This is a genomic window from Thalassovita autumnalis (assembly GCF_001458255.1).
Classification (GTDB): domain Bacteria; phylum Pseudomonadota; class Alphaproteobacteria; order Rhodobacterales; family Rhodobacteraceae; genus Thalassobius; species Thalassobius autumnalis.
Window position 1 is genome coordinate 235801 of sequence record NZ_CYSB01000005.1, and the last position, 16171, is coordinate 251971.

General features: G+C 59.0%; 18 protein-coding genes and 1 riboswitch. Of the genes, 15 read left to right on the plus strand and 3 right to left on the minus strand.

Going from position 1 to position 16171, the window contains the following annotated elements:
- Nucleotides 1-79 precede the first annotated feature (79 nt).
- The 11 genes from TL5118_RS02170 to aroA all read left to right on the plus strand — a co-directional run bounded on the left by TL5118_RS02170 (nt 80) and on the right by aroA (nt 10560).
- Nucleotides 80-643, plus strand: a complete 564-nt coding sequence (locus tag TL5118_RS02170) for an OmpA family protein (protein ID WP_082626264.1) — start codon at nt 80-82, stop codon at nt 641-643.
- 16 nt (nt 644-659) lie between these two features.
- Nucleotides 660-974: a hypothetical protein gene (locus tag TL5118_RS02175; RefSeq protein ID WP_106404163.1), complete on the plus strand. Its 315-nt coding sequence runs from the start codon at nt 660-662 to the stop codon at nt 972-974.
- A 176-nt stretch (nt 975-1150) separates the two neighbouring features.
- Nucleotides 1151-2173 carry a PhoH family protein gene (locus tag TL5118_RS02180; protein ID WP_058243203.1) on the plus strand — a complete coding sequence of 341 codons (1023 nt, stop codon included), beginning with the start codon at nt 1151-1153 and terminating at the stop codon, nt 2171-2173.
- A 106-nt stretch (nt 2174-2279) separates the two neighbouring features.
- Nucleotides 2280-2774 carry an rRNA maturation RNase YbeY gene (ybeY, locus tag TL5118_RS02185; protein ID WP_058243202.1) on the plus strand — a complete coding sequence of 165 codons (495 nt, stop codon included), beginning with the start codon at nt 2280-2282 and terminating at the stop codon, nt 2772-2774.
- Nucleotides 2775-2824: 50 nt separating this feature from the next.
- Nucleotides 2825-3715 (plus strand): hemolysin family protein, encoded by an 891-nt coding sequence (locus TL5118_RS02190; protein WP_058243201.1) that lies wholly within the window; start codon nt 2825-2827, stop codon nt 3713-3715.
- Between the two features lie 3 nt (nt 3716-3718).
- The gene (lnt, locus tag TL5118_RS02195; protein ID WP_242601705.1) at nt 3719-5248 is read left to right on the plus strand and encodes an apolipoprotein N-acyltransferase; all 1530 of its coding nucleotides are present in this window, start codon (nt 3719-3721) and stop codon (nt 5246-5248) included.
- Between the two features lie 12 nt (nt 5249-5260).
- Nucleotides 5261-5309, plus strand: a riboswitch (SAM-SAH riboswitch).
- Nucleotides 5310-5314: 5 nt separating this feature from the next.
- Nucleotides 5315-6523 carry a methionine adenosyltransferase gene (gene metK / locus TL5118_RS02200; RefSeq protein ID WP_058243200.1) on the plus strand — a complete coding sequence of 403 codons (1209 nt, stop codon included), beginning with the start codon at nt 5315-5317 and terminating at the stop codon, nt 6521-6523.
- Nucleotides 6524-6680: 157 nt separating this feature from the next.
- Nucleotides 6681-7304: a hypothetical protein gene (locus TL5118_RS02205; protein WP_058243199.1), complete on the plus strand. Its 624-nt coding sequence runs from the start codon at nt 6681-6683 to the stop codon at nt 7302-7304.
- Between the two features lie 81 nt (nt 7305-7385).
- Nucleotides 7386-8246 carry a bile acid:sodium symporter family protein gene (locus tag TL5118_RS02210; RefSeq protein WP_058243198.1) on the plus strand — a complete coding sequence of 287 codons (861 nt, stop codon included), beginning with the start codon at nt 7386-7388 and terminating at the stop codon, nt 8244-8246.
- Nucleotides 8247-8358: 112 nt separating this feature from the next.
- Nucleotides 8359-9081: a tRNA (guanine(46)-N(7))-methyltransferase TrmB gene (gene trmB, locus TL5118_RS02215; RefSeq protein WP_058243197.1), complete on the plus strand. Its 723-nt coding sequence runs from the start codon at nt 8359-8361 to the stop codon at nt 9079-9081.
- Nucleotides 9082-9213: 132 nt separating this feature from the next.
- A complete protein-coding gene (aroA, locus tag TL5118_RS02220; RefSeq protein WP_058243196.1) occupies nt 9214-10560 on the plus strand; it encodes a 3-phosphoshikimate 1-carboxyvinyltransferase in 1347 nt (448 codons plus the stop codon).
- A gap of 22 nt (nt 10561-10582) precedes the next feature.
- Here aroA and TL5118_RS02225 read toward each other — a convergent pair whose 3' ends face one another.
- Entirely contained in the window at nt 10583-11203 is a 621-nt protein-coding gene (locus TL5118_RS02225) for a cysteine hydrolase family protein (RefSeq protein WP_058243195.1), read from the minus strand.
- Nucleotides 11200-11643, minus strand: a complete 444-nt coding sequence (locus tag TL5118_RS02230; RefSeq protein ID WP_058243194.1) for a MarR family winged helix-turn-helix transcriptional regulator — start codon at nt 11641-11643, stop codon at nt 11200-11202. The genes TL5118_RS02225 and TL5118_RS02230 overlap by 4 nt, the downstream gene beginning before the upstream one ends.
- Before the next feature lie 108 nt (nt 11644-11751).
- On the opposite strand from TL5118_RS02230, the gene cmk reads away from it, so the two are divergent.
- On the plus strand, nt 11752-12357 hold the full coding sequence (gene cmk, locus TL5118_RS02235) for a (d)CMP kinase (protein ID WP_058243193.1): 606 nt from the start codon (nt 11752-11754) through the stop codon (nt 12355-12357).
- Nucleotides 12358-12500: 143 nt separating this feature from the next.
- Complete coding sequence (locus tag TL5118_RS02240) at nt 12501-13130, plus strand: NAD(P)H-dependent oxidoreductase (protein WP_058243192.1); 630 nt, start codon at nt 12501-12503, stop codon at nt 13128-13130.
- Nucleotides 13131-13165: 35 nt separating this feature from the next.
- Here TL5118_RS02240 and TL5118_RS02245 read toward each other — a convergent pair whose 3' ends face one another.
- On the minus strand, nt 13166-13597 hold the full coding sequence (locus tag TL5118_RS02245; protein ID WP_058243191.1) for a GNAT family N-acetyltransferase: 432 nt from the start codon (nt 13595-13597) through the stop codon (nt 13166-13168).
- 271 nt (nt 13598-13868) lie between these two features.
- Between TL5118_RS02245 and rpsA the strand changes: the two genes are divergently transcribed.
- The gene (gene rpsA / locus TL5118_RS02250; protein ID WP_058243190.1) at nt 13869-15548 is read left to right on the plus strand and encodes a 30S ribosomal protein S1; all 1680 of its coding nucleotides are present in this window, start codon (nt 13869-13871) and stop codon (nt 15546-15548) included.
- Nucleotides 15549-15887: 339 nt separating this feature from the next.
- The gene (ihfB, locus tag TL5118_RS02255) at nt 15888-16169 is read left to right on the plus strand and encodes an integration host factor subunit beta (protein WP_058243189.1); all 282 of its coding nucleotides are present in this window, start codon (nt 15888-15890) and stop codon (nt 16167-16169) included.
- Nucleotides 16170-16171 lie beyond the last annotated feature (2 nt).

Genomic DNA, 16171 nt, shown 5'->3' on the forward strand with positions numbered 1-16171 from the left:
TGTCGAAGCACCCTTTTCTGCTGAAACCTGGGGCGGCTTCGTGGGGACACGAAACATAAGGACAGGGCTGGCGAAAATGATGACCAAAGCATTTCGTACTGCAATGGCTTGTGCTGTGGTGTCGGTTCTGGGCGTAACCTCGACGATGCAGTCGGCTATGGCGCAGCAATCTACCACGGTGCGGAGCGAACGTTATATTCCAACCATCTGGATCGACCCGGACGGTTGTGAGCATTGGGTGATGGATGATGGTGCCGAAGGCTACATGACACCACACCTGACCAAAGAGGGTCTGCCGGTTTGCCGTGACCTGAACCTTTGTGGCACCGTGAACACCGATCAGCTGTTTGCAACCGACAGCTACCGGATCAACTCTGCTGGACGTCAGCGTCTGGCGGATTTCTTCAACTCGGCGTCAGCGCGGGCCTTTGTGATTGTTGGTCACACCGACAGCCGGGCCTCGGACAGCTACAACATGAAGCTGAGCTACAACCGGGCCAACTCGGTGGCGAAAGTGGCCGCTGGCGTTGGGGCGCAGGTGATCGATGTGCGTGGCTACGGTGAGCGGATGCCGGTGGCGTCAAACTCGACCGCCGCTGGCATGCAGAAAAACCGCCGCGTTGAAATCCTGTGTTTCCAGTAACCGAGGGAGAGAGACTATGACTTTGGTAAAAGCCACAATGGCCCTCGCAGTTGCTGGTCTGATGGCCGCCTGTACCACCGGTGGTCACGCCCCAGTGCAGGGGGACAAAACGCGCGACCGCGGCACCGACAAGAAACACCTTAGCCAATTGGTGGCGGGCATTTGGGTTGACCCGAACGGCTGTGATCACTGGATCATCGACGATGGTGTGGAAGGCTACGCGGATGCGCGCCGTGACAAATACGGCAAGCCGGTCTGTTCGAACGTGGCACCACCGGAAACGGCCACAGGCCCGTTTAAGGATGGCACCCGGATCTTCGACCCGCTGTAAAGCACGCGACATCCCGAGAAGAACGCTCAGCCGCCGGTGCACAAACCGGCGGCTTTTCTGTGCCGGAACTGTCACAATTAGACACTACATCTTGCGGAGAGGGGGCGTGTTTGGCACCATTGGGCCTAGGCCCCCGACTCAAATTTTGGGATTTGACCTCAGCTAAGGAGATCTATTTGCCTACCAGCGTTCTGACCCCCAATGACCCCGACAGCCTCAGCGAAGCGGTACTGGAATTCCCCGACAATCGTTTGCTGATCGACCTTTGTGGCGAGTATGACCGCAACTTGGCGGCCATAGAGCAGAAGATGGGGGTGCATATCCTGCGCCGGGGCAATCAACTGTCAGTGCATGGTGGCAGCGAAGCGGTGGCCGAATGTGAAACAGTACTGCGCGGTCTTTATGAGCGTCTGGAGGAAGGGCGCGACGTTGAAACCGGTGACATCGACCGCGAAATTCGTATGGGCCCTGCCGATTCTGTTACTGCGGATCATGGCGCCCGCGATGGCGACCAGCTGGAAATGTTCCGCGGTGGCCGGGTTGAGATCAAAACCCGCAAGAAACGGGTCGAGCCGCGCACCGAAGCGCAGCAGGCCTATGTGCAGAATCTGTTTCAGAATGAACTGGCCTTTGGTATTGGCCCGGCGGGGACCGGCAAGACCTATCTGGCGGTGGCCGCAGGTGTGTCGATGTTCATTGATGGTGCCGTGGACCGGATCATCCTCAGCCGCCCTGCCGTGGAGGCCGGGGAGAAACTGGGCTACCTGCCGGGCGACATGAAAGACAAAGTCGACCCCTATATGCAGCCGCTTTATGACGCGCTGAACGACTTCCTGCCGGCCAAGCAGGTGGCCAAGCTGATTGAGGAAAAGCGGATCGAGATTGCGCCGCTGGCTTTCATGCGCGGCCGGACGCTGGCGAATGCATTTGTGGTTCTGGATGAGGCGCAGAACGCCACCTCGATGCAGATGAAAATGTTCCTGACCCGTCTTGGCGAAGGCTCCCGCATGGTGATTACTGGCGACCGCAGTCAGGTGGACCTGCCACGCGGCGTTTCTTCGGGCCTGCATGATGCCGAGCGTCTGTTGAAACAGATCCCCAAGATCAGCTTCAACTATTTCACCTCCAAGGATGTGGTCCGTCACCCGCTGGTGGCCGCCATCATTGAGGCCTATGAGGAAGAAGAAGCGCGCGGTTGATCCGGTTGCGCCACCTCCGGCGTGAGTATTTGAGGAACATTGAAAAGGGCGGCGGCCAGCGGGCTGTCGCCTTTTCTTGTGCGCTCAATCAGGATATGGCGGGCCTATGACTGTTGATGTGATCTTTGAAGATACACGCTGGGAGGCGGCTGGGCTTGTCCAAATGGCCGAGGTGGCCAGCGACGCGACCCTGCGCCATCTGGGATATGAGCCTGAGGATTGGGAACTTTGTGTGATGGGCTGTGATGATGCCCGAATTGCCGAGCTGAATGAAGAATTTCGCGACAAGGGCAAGGCAACCAATGTGCTGTCCTGGCCCTCAGAGGAACGGGGGGCTGCAGAAGAGGGCGGTGTGCCGCTGGCCCCGGAAGGACCCGACCCGGAACTAGGTGATATCGCCATTTCTTATGAGACCTGCCAGCGTGAGGCCGAGGCCGCCGCGAAGCCGATGAGCGAACATTGCACCCATTTGTTGATCCATGCGACCCTGCATTTGCTGGGCTATGACCATATTCGTGACAAGGATGCCACGTTAATGGAGGCGATTGAGGTCGAAATACTTGGCAAAATGGGGTTTGCTGACCCATATAATGGGTCTTAGCGGGGATCACCCCGTGACAGATGAGTTCTGTTTGAATTTGGAAAGGTAAGATGGGCGACGCACCTGAAGGCTCTTCTACGGCAGCGCACAGCGCGCAGCCAGAGAGCGACCCCCCGCAACCGGGGCTTTTGAAACGACTGTTCGGAGCCAAAGGCACGGCAGTGGCACTGGAGGCTGAGGCCTCGGCAAATGGCCACGCCCACCCGCGCGGTGAACACCAGACATTGATGAACACTTTGGCGCGCTACCGCGTGCGTGAAGTGGCTATTCCCAAAGCGGATATTGTGGCGGTGCCGGAAAGCATCACCAAGGATGAACTGGTGCAGGTCTTCCGCGACACCGGATTTACCCGACTGCCTGTTTACAGCGGCACCTTGGACACCCCGCTGGGCATGATCCACCTGAAGGACTTTGCCCTGCAGCATGGGTTTAACGGCGGCCAGAGCGAAGAGTTTTCGATGGCAGGTATGCTGCGCCCGCTGCTCTATGTGCCGCCATCGATGTCGCTGGGGGTTTTGCTGCAAAAAATGCAGACGGAACGCCGGCACATGGCGCTGGTGATCGATGAGTATGGCGGTGTTGATGGGGTTTTGACCATCGAAGATCTGATCGAACAGGTTGTCGGTGAGATCGAAGACGAACATGACGCCGAAGAGGATCAGCTGTGGGTTGCTGAAAACCCCGGTCAGTATCTGGCGCTGTCAAAAACCCCGCTGGATGAGTTTGAGGAGGAGATTGGCTTCTCCCTCACCGACAGTCCTGAGATCGACGAAGAAGAGATCGACACGCTGGGCGGTCTGGTCTTTGTATTGTGTGGCCGGGTGCCGGTGCGTGGTGAGGTGGTGCAACACCCGGATGGTCATGAGATCATGGTGGTGGATGCAGATCCCCGCCGGATCAAGCGCCTGCGCGTGCGTCTGAAAACGGATGCAGGTGGGTAACGGGTGCTGGCCGCTGCGCTGACACGATTTGGGGCGGCTCAGCGCCTGCCTGGCTTTGCGCTTTCGGTTCTGGCGGGGGCGATCACCGCGCTGGGGCAGGCGCCGCTGGATTTGTGGCCGCTGGCGTTGCTTGGGCTGGCGCTAGGTCTGCTGCGTATGCAGGCCGCAAGCGAAGCTAAAGCAGCGTTCTGGCGTGGCTGGGGCTTTGGCCTTGGGTATTTCGCGCTGGCCCTCAGCTGGATCGTTGAGCCGTTTCTGGTCGATATTGCCCGGCACGGCTGGATGGCGCCTTTCGCCTTGTTCTTTATGGCGGGGGGGCTGGCGCTGTTTTGGGGTGCTGCCGCTGCCGTGGCGCGACGATTGGGGGGAGTCCCACTTGCCCTGATTGCGACCTTGGCTGCGGCTGAACTGGTGCGGTCCTACCTCTTTACGGGGTTCCCATGGGCGCTGATCGGCCATCTGTGGATCCCAACACCTGTTGCGCAATGGGCCAGTCTGATTGGGCCCCATGGCCTGACCCTGTTGGCGCTAGCTGTTGCAACCGGGATGGCACAGTCGGCGCGGCATGTGACGGGGGGCGTGGTGACGCTTTCAGCCATTGCGCTGCTTTGGCTGGGCGGGGCTTATCTGGCAGGTGAGCCACAGGACCTGAAGGGCCGGCCGGTCGTGCGGTTGGTGCAGCCCAACGCGCCGCAGCATCAGAAATGGGATCCCGCTCATGTCCCGGTGTTCTTCCGCCGCCAGATCGAGGCAACCCGCGCCGCGCCGCGCCCGGATCTGGTGATCTGGCCCGAAACATCTGTCCCCGTGTCGCTGGATCGGTCCGAGGAAACGCTGCAGGTGATGGCGCAGGCGGCGGGCGGGGTGCCGGTTGTCTTTGGCATCCAACGTTGGGAGGGGCGGCAAATCTATAACTCAGCTGTCCTGATGGACGGTCTGGGGCAGGTCACAAATGTCTACGATAAGGCGCATCTGGTGCCATTTGGGGAATACGTGCCCTTTGGCGATCTGCTGGGGCGGCTGGGCATTCATGGTATGGCTGCACGTGACGGGGATGGGTTTTCCGCCGGGCCGGGGGCGCAGTTGATGCCGTTGGGGGCCTTGGGGCGTGCCCTGCCGCTGATTTGTTATGAGGCAGTGTTCCCAAATGACGTGAACGCGGCGGCAGAGCGCCCGGACTTGTTGATGCAGTTGACCAATGACGCCTGGTTTGGCCAGATCTCAGGCCCCTACCAACATCTGGCGCAGGCCCGCCTGCGCGCGATTGAGCAGGGGCTGCCGATGGTGCGGGCGGCAAATACAGGGGTTTCGGCGGTTATTGATGGCAAGGGCCGCGTGATTGCGCAGCTGGGGCTGGGGGAAACCGGACATCTGGACCATGCATTGCCACAGCCATTGCACCGCACGGTTTATGCCCAAACCGGTGATTATCTTGCCTTGGTTGCTATCATGGGGCTGTTTCTTGCCGTTATCACACTCAGGCGCTGGCCAAAGCGACGTTTGCAGATTGACCCGGGTGAACCCGAGGCGTAACCAGTACACATCCCCCTGCCACAACGGCTTCCTGACGTGGCGGGCAGACCCTAATGGAGCACTTTCATGACAAGATCGAACTATATTTTCACCTCTGAATCGGTTTCGGAGGGGCATCCTGACAAGGTATGTGACCGTATCTCGGACGCAGTTCTGGACGCCTTCCTGGCAGAGGAGCCCGAGGCGCGCGTTGCGGCTGAGACTTTCGCCACCACAAACCGTGTTGTGATCGGGGGTGAAGTTGGTCTGTCCGACCAGGGCAAACTGACAGAATTTGTGGGCAAGGTTGACCAAATCGCCCGTGATTGCATCAAAGACATTGGCTATGAGCAGGACAAGTTCCACCACGAAACCGTGGAAGTGACCAACTTGCTGCACGAACAATCCGCCCATATCGCGCAGGGCGTTGACGCCGCTGCCGACAAAGAGGAAGGCGCAGGCGATCAGGGCATCATGTTTGGCTATGCCACTACTGAAACCCCTGAGCTGATGCCGGCCCCGATCCAGTACAGCCACGCGATCCTGCGTCGTCTGGCGGAGGAGCGTAAATCCGGCGCTGAGCCGACGCTGCGCCCGGATGCCAAGTCGCAGATCTCGGTCAAATACGAAAATGGCAAGCCGGTTGGCGTGACCTCGATCGTTCTGTCCACCCAGCACGCCGATGAAAGCCAGACCAGCGAAGACATCCGCGCGATTGTTGAACCCTATATCCGTCAGACCCTGCCCGAGGGCTGGGTCCAGCCTGACACTGCATGGCACGTGAACCCGACCGGGACCTTTGTGATTGGCGGCCCCGATGGTGACGCTGGCCTGACTGGCCGTAAGATCATCGTGGACACCTACGGCGGCGCTGCGCCGCATGGTGGCGGTGCCTTCTCAGGCAAAGACCCGACCAAGGTGGACCGCTCGGCAGCCTATGCGGCGCGCTATTTGGCCAAAAACGTTGTGGCGGCCGGTCTGGCTGAACGCTGCACCATCCAGCTGAGCTACGCCATCGGTGTATCGCACCCGCTGTCGATCTATGCAGATCTGCACGGCACTGGTGAGGTGGACCCCGCTGAGATTGAAGCGGCAATCCCCAAGGTGATGGATCTGACCCCCCGCGGTATCCGCACCCATCTGGGTCTGAACCGCCCGATCTATGCGCGCACCGCTGCTTATGGCCACTTTGGCCGCACCCCGGAGGCCGACGGTGGCTTCTCCTGGGAGAATGTGGATCTGGTCGAGCAGCTGAAAAAGGAGGTTGGCAAAACCGCCTTCGCGCCGGTTGGCTGATCCACGTCTCAACATATGACACACGAAAAGGGGGCTTCGGCCCCCTTTTTCTTTGCCTGGGCCTCAGAAATCACAGCCTCAGGGAAACTTTGCTTGGCATCACCTGTCCCAGCTTTCTAAGGTGTTCCCCAACAAGCATTTATCGGAGTTTCATGACATGCGTGGTATTGGCATCGCAGTGTTTTCCCTTCTGTTGGCAGGGCCAGTTCTGGCCGACAAGCTGACGGTTGAAGGCGATCAATTGATTTACGACACCGATAAAGGTGGGCTGGCCTCGGGCAGGGAGATTGTGGCGACGGACCTGCCGGTGATGCGGCGCATGCTGAAAGAAAACGAAGGCATCACCACACTGCGCCTGAATTCCCCCGGCGGGATTGTCTGGGTGGGCGAAGAAATGGCGCGCATCGTTGAGGATTATGAATTGGACACCGTGGCTGACGGCGAATGCAGCAGCACCTGCGTCTTGCTGTTCCTGGCAGGCCAGTCGCGGCAGATGACCCGTGGGTCCAAGATCGGGTTCCATCAGACCAATTGGTCCCCAGCGTCGATTGAGGGCTATTACAACGACCGGCGCGAAGACAGCGGCTGGAAAACACCCTTTGATTTTGCCTCATGGATGTATCAGGACACCCAGACCGAGGTTTATACCAACCTGACCACCTTGCTGAAACGTGGTGTTGATCCGGCCTTCGCGATTGAGACCATCGGGTCAAGCGATGCGGTCTGGTTCCCCTCACGCAAGGAGTTGGTTGCGGCCGGGGTGTTGCGTGACGCGCCTTAACCTTCACGCCTGACCTAACGGCAGGCTTTGGCCTCCGGAGGCTTCATGTAAACCTGCCGCCGCGAATAGGGAGGATTTGCAATGTTGCTTGAGGTGGGGCTGCCGCTGTCGCTGGCGTTCATCATGTTTTCGCTGGGCTTCGGCCTGACCTTTGCGGATTTCGGCCGGGTTTTGACCATGCCGCGCGCGGTGCTGACCGGGGTGGGGCTGCAGGTCGCGGCCATTCCCGCGGTTGCCTATCTTTTGTTGCAGGTCATGTCGTTGCCGCCCGCCTTGGCCTTTGGGGTGATGATCCTGTCGTTCTGCCCGGGCGGCGTGACCTCAAACATTCTGACCAAACTGGGCGGCGGTTCGGTTGCGCTGTCGATCACCCTGACGGCGGTGGTGAGCCTGTTGTCCGTTTTGACTGTGCCTTTCCTCGTGGGCTGGGCCGGACAGACCTTTCTGAAGGAAACCGCGCCTGAGATTGATGTGATGTCGATCGGGCTGGCAATGTTTGCCATCACTGCGGTGCCGGTTCTGCTGGGCCTGTTGGGGCGGCGGTTTTCAGGCGCCAAGGCGGATGCGGCAGAGCGGGTGATTTCACGCGCGGCGATCGTTCTGTTTGTGCTGATCGTGGCTGCCGCGATTGCAACCAACTGGGTGCTGATCGTTGAAAACATCACGGTTCTGGGGCCTGTCCTGATCGCGCTGAATGTGGTCTTGCTAATCCTCGGCGTGGCTGTGGCGCGGCTTCTGGGTCTGAGCGGCGCTGAGGGGATCTGTATCTCGGTTGAGATGGGGGTGCAGAACGCCACGCTGGGCATCACGGTTGCGGGATTGGTGGCGCAGGTGGCGGGCATTCCGGAATACGCGCTGCCGTCTGCGCTATATGGGATCACGATGTATCTGGTGACCATTCCAGGGCTGTTTGTTCTGCGGGCGCTGTTTTCCAAGGGCTAAGCCTGCGCCTAAGCATGATCAGAAGGTGCAATCGGGCAGGGGGACTTGACCCCTGCCGCGCTCTGCGGCAAAGGCTCGGGCCAATCAACCGCGCAAGAGACCGTTCGAGATCATGGCAGACCAACCTAGCGACAAGCACCCTTCGGGCGCCCCATGGCGCAATTTCTACGGCCGCTTCAAAGGCAAAGGCCTGCGCGACAGCCAGCAGAAGTATCTGGATGAGGATCTGGCGGCCCTGTCACCTGGTGCGGTGACCTGGGAAGAAAACCCCGACCGGAGCGAATTGGATCTGGGCGAGATGTTTCCGGGCAAGGACGTCTGGCTGGAGGTCGGCTTTGGCGGCGGCGAACATATGGTGCATCAGGCCGCCAGCAACCGTGACGTTGGGATCATTGGCTGTGAGCCATATATCAACGGGGTCGCAATGCTGCTGGGCAAGATCCGCGATGCCGAGGTCGACAACGTTAAAGTGCACCCCGGTGATGCACGTGACATGATGGATGTGCTGCCGGCGCAATCGATCAGCAAGGCCTTTCTGCTCTACCCCGATCCCTGGCCAAAGAAGCGCCACCACCGCCGTCGGTTTGTGACACAGGAACATCTGCAGCCGCTGGCCGAGGTGCTGAAACCCGGCGCGATCTTCCGTGTGGCGACAGACATTCCCGATTATGTGCGCCAGACCCTGCAAGAGGTGCCGAAGGCCGGTTTTGAGTGGCTGGCCGAGGGCCCAACCGACTGGCGCCAGCCCTGGGATGACTGGATTTCCACCCGTTATGAGCAGAAAGCCCTGCGCGAAGGCCGAACGCCGCACTATCTGACGTTCCGCCGCCTGTAAGCGTTGGGATTTTTGAGTATTTTGGAAACAGTGAAAGGCAGGGGCAACGCTTCTGCCTTTTGTCGTTTCGGCTGATATGGACGGCCCTTAGGGTTTGCGCTATCAGGCTTTGGAAGCATGAGGAGAGCACATATGTCCGGCCACGGCACCCCGATCCCGATGTCATCGCATAAATGCGGCCCGCTGAAGGGCGAGGCCCATGTGCCCGGCGACAAATCCATCAGCCACCGTTCGCTGATTTTTGGCGCGATGGCGGTTGGTGAGACGGTCATCACCGGTCTGCTGGAAGGCGAAGATGTGCTGGACACCGCCAAGGCGATGCAGGCCTTCGGCGCCGAGGTGAACCGCGATGAGGATGGCACCTGGCACGTGCACGGTGTTGGTGTTGGCGGCTTTGCTGAGCCAGACAATGTGATCGACTGCGGCAACTCGGGCACCGGTGTGCGCCTGATCATGGGCGCGATGGCAACCACGAACATCACGGCGACCTTTACCGGTGATGCCTCGCTAAACTCGCGTCCGATGGCGCGGGTCACGGATCCAATTGCATTGTTTGGCGCGACCTCGGTTGGCCGGTCGGGTGGGCGCCTGCCGATGACTATTGTTGGCGCCGCGGATCCAGTTCCTGTGCGCTACACAACACCGATGCCTTCGGCGCAGGTGAAATCGGCGGTGCTGCTGGCAGGTTTGAATGCACCGGGCGAGACCGTTGTGATCGAGAAAGAAGCCACCCGTGACCATACCGAACGGATGCTGGCCGGTTTTGGCGCCGATATCACCTCGGTCGATACTGAAGAAGGCCGGGTGATTACCCTGAAAGGCCGTCCTGAGCTGAAGCCGCAAACCATTGTGGTGCCGCGTGATCCGTCCTCGGCCGCGTTTCCGGTCTGTGCTGCGTTGATCGTTGAAGGGTCTGACGTGCTGGTGCCCAATATTGGGCTGAACCCCACCCGCGCTGGTCTGTTTGAGACCCTGCGCGATATGGGGGCGGATCTGACCTATGAGAACCTGCGCGAAGAAGGCGGTGAGCCGGTTGCCGATCTGCGCGCCAAGTTTTCGCCCAACCTTAAAGGCATTGAGGTGCCTCCCGCCCGTGCGGCCAGTATGATTGACGAATACCCGGTGCTGTCTGTTGTGGCCTCTTTTGCGGAAGGCGACACTGTGATGCGCGGCGTCAAGGAGCTGCGGGTGAAGGAATCGGACCGGATTGGGGCGATGGCCTCCGGCCTGCGTCTGAACGGTGTTGAGGTTGAGGATGGCGACGATTGGTGGATCGTCAAAGGCCGCGGTCACGGCAATGTGCCGGGCGGGGCGACCTGCGTCAGCCATTTGGACCACCGGATCGCCATGAGCTTCATGGTGATGGGCATGGCCACTGAGGCGCCCGTCAGCGTGGATGATGGCAGCCCAATCGCCACATCCTTCCCAATCTTTGAGGATCTGATGGGCGGCCTTGGCGCGGATCTGCGGCGCGATTGACCCTTTAGCAGTGTGGGGTGGCTCAGGCCACCTTTGCCCCTTTGGCCTGCAGGTCGGTGTAAACCTCCTCCAGCTTTTTCGGCTCGGTGGAGGCGATGCCATCTGCCAGTAGGGTGACGCCATAGCCCCGGCCCAAAGCGGCCTGAGCGGTTTTGTTGACGCAGTAGATCCCATCAAGGCCCGCAATGGTCAGATGACCAACGCCTATTTCATCCAGAACATGGGTCAATTCCCCGGTTTTGAACCCATCCTGAATGGGTTTCACCACCTCCCGGTCCGCCATGCCTGCGAACGGTGCGGCCAGTTCCAGACCCGTGCCGCCCGCCAGCGCCTTGCCACCCATGAACATCCGCGCCAGCACGCGGGTGCTAGGGATGGACCATTCCTGACGCAGGGCAATCACCGGATGGCCTGCCGCCTTCGCTTCGGCCACAGCTTGACCCACCGCGGCCTCAACGCGGGCGCGGGTGTCGGCGTCATAGAGTTTTTCCTCCCAGAAACAGCTTTGCAGATCGACCAGTAGCAGCGCCTTGCCGTCACGGTTGGGGATGCGGTCGCCCTTGGTCACCTGACCGATCAGGTTAGAGGTGTAGTTCAGCCAAAAACATGCCGCGGCGAGGAGGGCGGGAAGGATCCAGATCATGGTGTGAGGCCTTGGTTATGGGATTGGAAACGGGTGATGAGGGTTTTGACAATGCGCAATGCCGTGGCCACCTCATCGGCGGGCAGGTCACCGGCAAGCTCTGCCAGCAATGTATGTTCCTGCGTCATGACATGTTCAATCAGCGCGCTGCCGTTCGGGGTTAGGGCAATCAGGTGGGATCTGGCGTGCCTTGGGTTGGCTTGTTTGCAGACAAACCCGGCTGCCAGCGCCTCATTCACCAAGACCTGTACGTATTGTCGTTGAATATGCAGCGCCTCTGCCAAAGCGGGCACGGGCAACGGGCCCTGCAACAGAACCTCCATCACGGCGCGGGTGCGCACGGTTAGTCCGGTGCCTTGCAGCCCGCTCTCAACCGCGGTTTCTACCTGTTGCATGAGAGGGCGGGGAAGCCAGGTCAGATGATAGAGGGGATCTGTCATGACATCTATGGTGTCATAATGACATGCTACATGTCAAGTTGGTCTGGATTTCATCTTGAGGTGGGGCAGGGGGTGCAGTACCCCTGCGATCAGGAAGAGGAGCAGACAATGGCATTCACCATCGCAATCGACGGGCCTGCGGCGGCCGGCAAAGGCACGTTATCCAAGGCTGTTGCGGCGCATTTTGGTTATGCGCATTTGGACACAGGTCTGCTTTATCGTGCGGTAGGGGCCAGAACGCTCCAGGGGGCAGAACCGATCGCTGCAGCGCAAGCCTTGCAGGCCGAGGATCTGGAAGCCGACAATCTGCGTACCCCGGATGTGGCACAAGCGGCCAGCAAAGTTGCGGTGATCCCAGAGGTGCGGGCCGCTTTGGTGGCCTTCCAGCAAGCGTTTGCGCGGCGCGATGGCGGCGCCGTTCTGGATGGGCGCGACATTGGAACGGTCATCTGCCCGGATGCGGAGGTGAAGCTGTTCGTCACCGCCAGTGCCGAAGTGCGCGCAACGCGCCGCCACAAGGAACTGGCCGAAAAAGGCGGCACGCAGAGTTACGAGGCGGTCCTGCAGGATGTGATCGAACGTGACAAACGTGACAGCGAACGTGCGACGGCCCCCCTGAAGCCGGCTGAGGATGCTGTGCAGATCGATACCTCTGATCTGTCGATCGAGGCTGCCATTGCCGCTGCTATTGCAGCGATTGAGGCGCGCCGGTAAACCCCGCGCGGAACTGTAACGCAGCGAACACCTCTCCGTTGGTATAGCGCATTGGGTGAACCCTTGTGCTGTCGCGCGGAAAGCCTAGATAGCCAACTCCGAATGACTCCTCCCTGTTTGGGCTTTTGAAAGACGAGACTGAAATGCTGAACGACAAGTTGAACTGGCGCTATGCCACCAAGAAGATGGACCCTTCGAAAGCCGTATCTGATGAGAAGCTGGAAGCGATCCTGAAGGCGATCGAACTGGCGCCGACCTCCAGCGGTCTGCAGCCCTATGAGGTTCTGGTCGTGACCAATCCCGATGTGCGCGCCAAGATCAAAGATGTGGCCTGGAACCAGGGACAGATCGTCGATGGCTCGCACCTGTTGGTCTTCGCCGCTTGGGACAACTACACCGAAGCCCGCGTGGACAGTGTTACCGATCAGATGGCCGAAGAACGTGGTGGTCGCAGTGAAACGCTGGACGCATATTACACTAACCTCAAAAACATGTACCTGCCGCGCGACGCGGATGTGAATTTTGAGCACGCTGCCCGCCAGGCCTATATCGCTTTGGGCTTCGCTCTGGCCGCGGCCGCGGTGGAAGAGGTCGACAGCACCCCGATGGAAGGGTTCGATCCTGCTGCTGTGGATGAAATCCTGGGCCTGAAGGAACGTGGCTTGCGTTCGGTGTTGTTGCTGCCGTTGGGGTACCGCGCTGAGGAAGGCGACTGGCTGGTCAACATGAAAAAGGTCCGTCGTCCGCGCGACAAATTCATCACCACCATCTGATTGCGATCACATCGTGATCTAAGCGGGGCCTGTCATCAGGTCCCGTTTTTTGTTTGCTGCATCCAGATGTAGGTCGGGCCGATAGAGGTTTCGGTGCTGTACTTCTGGAAGGGCTCACCCTGTTGGGTGAAACCGTGGCGTTCATAAAACGATATGGCGCCAGCCCGCGCATGTAGCCTGATGGGTTTGCACAGCCCATCCGCGCGCTCCATGGCAGCCTGCATCAGGGCAGTGCCGTGACCCTCACCTTGATACGTTGGTAGTGTCGCGAATTTGCGCAGTTGAATGAACGCGCCTTCGTCAAAAAGGCTTAACACCGTCACCAACTGGTTGCTGATAAACCCACCCAGGTGCACCGCCTGATCATCGCCCTCGACGCGACAAAACTCGGCTGGTTTGTCTGGCCAGAGGACTTGATGCCGGATCCAAAGCGCCTCATCAGCGGAGATGTCGCGGATGTCCGTCATTTTGTCATTTGTCTCATCGGCGCGATCCGGCCTTTTCTACCTCGTGGCCCTTGCCAATAAGGCCAAAAAAACTTATAGGCACCTCATTCTTGTGACCGTCAAGAGTCGCGGATGAGGTGAGTAGGGTTTGAGAATCTCTCAGGCCCTTCTTCTTTGTTTGTGTGATCTCATCTTTCGGCTTCGTTGTCGCGGCTCAAGAAAACATGAAACCAAGACCTGCGGAGACAACCGTTGGCCAGTTAAATCGACTTGTAAAGGATTGATACGCCAGATGGCTATGACCTCGATGGAAGAGTTTGAAGCACTCTTGAACGAAAGCTTCGAAATGGACACCCCGACTGAGGGTTCCGTTGTTAAAGGCAAGGTAATCGCAATTGAAGCGGGCCAGGCCATTATCGACGTTGGCTACAAGATGGAAGGCCGCGTTGAGCTGAAAGAATTCGCAAACCCCGGTGAAGCTCCTGAAATCGCTGTTGGCGACGAAGTAGAAGTTTACCTGCGCGCGGCTGAAAACGCCCGTGGCGAAGCTGTTATCTCGCGTGAGATGGCCCGCCGCGAAGAAGCATGGGATCGCCTGGAAAAAGCATACGCAGACGAGCAGCGCGTCGACGGCGCGATCTTCGGCCGCGTCAAAGGCGGCTTCACCGTCGATCTGGGCGGTGCTGTTGCATTCCTGCCCGGTTCGCAGGTTGACGTACGTCCCGTACGTGACGCTGGCCCGCTGATGGGTCTGAAGCAGCCGTTCCAGATCCTGAAAATGGACCGTCGTCGTGGCAACATCGTTGTATCGCGTCGCGCCATTCTGGAAGAATCGCGTGCCGAACAGCGTGCCGAAGTTATCGGTAAACTGGCCGAAGGCGACGCGGTTGAAGGTGTTGTTAAGAACATCACCGAATACGGTGCATTCGTTGACCTGGGCGGCGTAGACGGCCTGCTGCACGTCACCGACATGGCATGGCGCCGTGTGAACCACCCGTCCGAGATCCTGTCGATCGGTGAAACCGTTAAGGTTCAGGTCATCAAGATCAACAAAGACACCCACCGCATCAGCCTGGGCATGAAGCAGCTGCAGGAAGATCCGTGGGATCTGGTTGCTGCCAAGTACCCGCTGGAATCGGTTCACAAAGGTCGCGTCACCAACATCACCGACTACGGTGCATTTGTTGAGCTGGAGCCCGGTGTTGAAGGTCTGGTTCACGTGTCCGAAATGTCTTGGACCAAGAAAAACGTACACCCCGGCAAGATCGTTTCGACCTCGCAGGAAGTGGACGTCATGGTTCTGGAAATCGACGCCGGCAAGCGCCGCGTGTCGCTGGGCCTCAAGCAGACCATGCGCAACCCGTGGGAAGTCTTCTCGGAAACTCACCCCGAGGGCACTCAGGTCGAAGGCGAAGTCAAGAACATCACCGAATTCGGTCTGTTCATCGGCCTGCCCGGCGAAATCGACGGCATGGTTCACCTCTCCGACCTGTCCTGGGACGAGCGTGGCGAAGACGCGATTCAGAACTACCGCAAAGGCGACATGGTTTCGGCCGTTGTCTCCGAAGTGGACGTCGAGAAAGAGCGTATCTCGCTGTCGATCAAAGCCCTGGGCGGCGACAAGTTCGCTGAAGCAACCGGCGGCGTGAAGCGCGGCTCGATCGTAACCGTTGAGGTTACCGCGATCGAAGACGGTGGTATCGAAGTCGAATATGAAGGCATGAAGTCCTTCATCCGTCGTTCGGACCTGTCGCGTGACCGTGCTGAGCAGCGCCCTGAGCGTTTCTCGGTTGGTGACAAGGTTGACGTCCGCGTGACCAACGTTGACAGCAAGACCCGTCGTCTGGGCCTGTCGATCAAAGCACGTGAGATCGCCGAAGAGAAAGAAGCCGTAGAACAGTACGGTTCCTCGGACTCCGGCGCATCGCTGGGCGACATCCTCGGCGCAGCGCTGAAAGGCGGCGACGAGTAAGATCTTTCGCCGCTTAGGCGAGATTAAATCAGGGAAACCCCGCGGTCTGCACGGACCGCGGGGTTTTTCTATTCACGGGCTTTGACAGAATCATCTGAAAGGCGAGTGGAAAGCGATGCCGAATCAATGACTTCAGGGTTGACTAAGATCACGCAAAATACAGCTTTGCGGTAACTTTCTGCCCCAGATGACAGGTTTGTTTCTTCTAATGGTTGAGTATTTGTCGCGGAAACTTGCCATTTGCCGCAAAGGCAGGTTTCCGTAGCCCTTGTTTCTTTCTATAGTTCAACTAATTGCGCTGATATTGGCCAAAGCATTTTGCCGGGGGAGTATTTGCCGATGATCCGATCGGAACTGATTCAGAAGATCGCTGACGAGAACCCACACTTGTTCCAACGTGATGTTGAGAAGATCGTAAATACGATCTTTGATGAGATTACCGGCGCGATGTCGCGCGGTGACCGAGTTGAGCTGCGTGGTTTCGGCGCGTTTTCGGTAAAGAAGCGGGATGCTAGGGTTGGCCGCAACCCGCGCACCGGGGAATCGGTAGAAGTTGAAGAGAAGCACGTGCCTTTCTTCAAGACCGGCAAACTGCTGCGCGACCGACTGAACGGAAAGTAAAT